General features: G+C 38.3%; 2 protein-coding genes. One reads left to right on the top strand and one right to left on the bottom strand.

Annotated features, from left to right (window positions below):
* On the bottom strand, positions 1–1,396 hold a 1,396-nt coding region (locus tag ASL19_RS09020; protein ID WP_057178077.1), incomplete at its 3' end, for an FHA domain-containing protein.
* 211 nt (positions 1,397–1,607) lie between these two features.
* On the opposite strand from ASL19_RS09020, the gene ASL19_RS09015 reads away from it, so the two are divergent.
* Positions 1,608–2,129: a thioredoxin domain-containing protein gene (locus ASL19_RS09015; protein ID WP_006278443.1), complete on the top strand. Its 522-nt coding sequence runs from the start codon at positions 1,608–1,610 to the stop codon at positions 2,127–2,129.
* Positions 2,130–2,250 lie beyond the last annotated feature (121 nt).

Here is a 2,250-nt window from a genome sequence, read left to right as displayed (position 1 = left end):
TATTCCCACTACGCGGATTACGATTCAAATGAATGACATCAATATTTTTATTTCTTTTACGAGCTTGGTATATTCTATCCAACACCTGTGATGCTACAATTCCTGAACCTCTTAAAATTAGAGTTCCACCATGTTTCTCCAAATGAGTATAAATGTGGTCGTGTTCCTCATAACCCTGGACAACTGTTCGACTATTTCCCGTCTCTTGAGGATATTCCTGACGGTATTTTTCTAAATCTGGTAATAGTTTCAGTCCAGGATAACCAGTGCAAATGTGAACATATCTAGCTAACAAAAACTGGTAATGCCTACGATTTTGTGGATCGCTACAGTATGCAATACAATATCTCCCATCCTCTGTTTGACGTAAACTGAGAATGGCTCCAGGTTCTAACATTTTCTGCCAATTTATGCGTTCTGATTCCCGATCCATAGAGTCAAATACATCTCCAGCTATAGGAGTATAAGTATCAGCATGAACTGGTTCTGCAAACACCTGCCATAAAAATCCTATAGCAGCACCTATTTGTCCGGAAAACAAAGCTTTTTTAGCATCTCTTAATCCATATCCTGGCCATCCCCAAATATTATCAGGACAAGAATCAGAACCGGAGCGAATGCGTTTATCTTCAGAGATTTGGCAGTTTTTAAGCAGGGTTTTATATCGTTGATAGGGTTTTTCTTGATTGCTGAGGATTTTAATATTTTCTGTTTTAACCCCTGCAATTCTCAACATATCCACCCAGACAAAACTGCCCATTCCTCCCCCACAGGCGAGATATTCCGTTTCTCGCACCAGGAACCCACTACTCTCAATTTCTCTTAGGGAAATCTGTGGTCTGTGCCAAAAGCTTAAATTATAAGGGAATTCAGAACGGGAAATAGATGGGGAAGAACTTACTTGCTGTTCTAGAATGCCCGTATGAGGATTAAAAGAGATAGATGATGCAACATTTGGTATAGGTTCCAGTCGTGATGCTGGTAATACTTGACTTTGAGGGTCAAAATTAAAAACTGTTGCAGCTTCACCTACAATAACTGTGCCCTCATCCTGACCACCACCTTCAAGAATCACTACAGTTATTGTGTAACCACCAATGATTATAGTATCACCAGTGTTTAAAACCTGACCTTGTTTTACCAGTAATTTGCCGTTAACCTTAGTACCATTACTACTTTTATCTTCTAAATAAACCCGATTATTATTCAATCTGATTTGAGCGTGAAATCGAGAGATTTGGCGGTTATTATCTAATAGCACTATTGGACTAACCGGTTCATTGTTCAAATTGGGAGGTAACTCAGATAAATCTCTACCAATAGCGATCGGCAAGTTAAAAACCTGCTCTACCTGTTCTTGAGTAATTTTATTTTCAGAAACCAGTTTTATTTGCATAGGTTTAATGATTTGTACTTGTTTTCCCTGATATGACCATAAACGAAAACTAGTTTACCATACCAGTATCCGCAATAAAATTGCAGCCACTCCCTATCATCATCCAAAGTGACTTTGTTGGGGTGGGATTACTTCGCGATCGCATTTTTACTCTAATTTAGCCAACATGGTAAAATATGAGGAGAATAAAATCCAGAAAGGAAATTTAACCATGTTTCAGAAATCAACCTCATTTTGGCCTGGCCTATACTTACTCAGCCTTGCTATTCCTGTTACTCTGACTATTCCCAGTACCCTAAATGTTTCTGCTTCTACTGGTATGTTAACTTCACAGAGCCAGACTAGTTCCTATACGGCTAATGCCTATATCGCAGGAAATGTTGGCGGAGCCTTAGCCAAGGAATTACAAGGTAAACCAGTGGTAGTTGACATTTATGCCAGTTGGTGCTCTAAGTGTAAAAACATTGCCCCTACCCTCTCTCAATTAAAAAAACAATATCAAGGAAAAGCACATTTTATTGTCCTTGATGTAACCAATAAAACCAAGGTGAGTGAATCAGAAGTTAAAGCCAAAAAATTAGGTTTGGGTGAATTCTTAGCCAAAAATAAATCACAAACAGGTAGTGTTACTATTATTTCCCCTGGCAATGGTAAGATTCTAGCTGAGTATCGCAATAACACCAATTTAAGTGATTACACCTCCGTATTAAACTCTGCAATTTCCCAGAGATAAGGGTAAGGATTAGGGATTTGACGGATAAAGCAACTAAACAATTTGAGGACATTATTATGAGCGAAATAGAAAAAGTACCAAGGGGGAAAAAGCCTATATATATCCTTAAAAAATCCCGGAA

This window comes from Cylindrospermopsis sp. CR12, from assembly GCF_001432185.1.
In the GTDB taxonomy this organism is placed as follows: Bacteria; Cyanobacteriota; Cyanobacteriia; order Cyanobacteriales; family Nostocaceae; genus Raphidiopsis; species Raphidiopsis raciborskii.
The sequence above is the reverse complement of the archived record's forward strand: the minus strand, read 5'-3'. Positions and strand labels throughout refer to the sequence as shown.

Coding starts and splice junctions, on each gene's coding strand:
- ASL19_RS09015 (WP_006278443.1), top strand. CDS start 1,608: ATGTTTCAGAAATCAACCTCATTTTGGCCTGGCCTATACTTACTCAGC.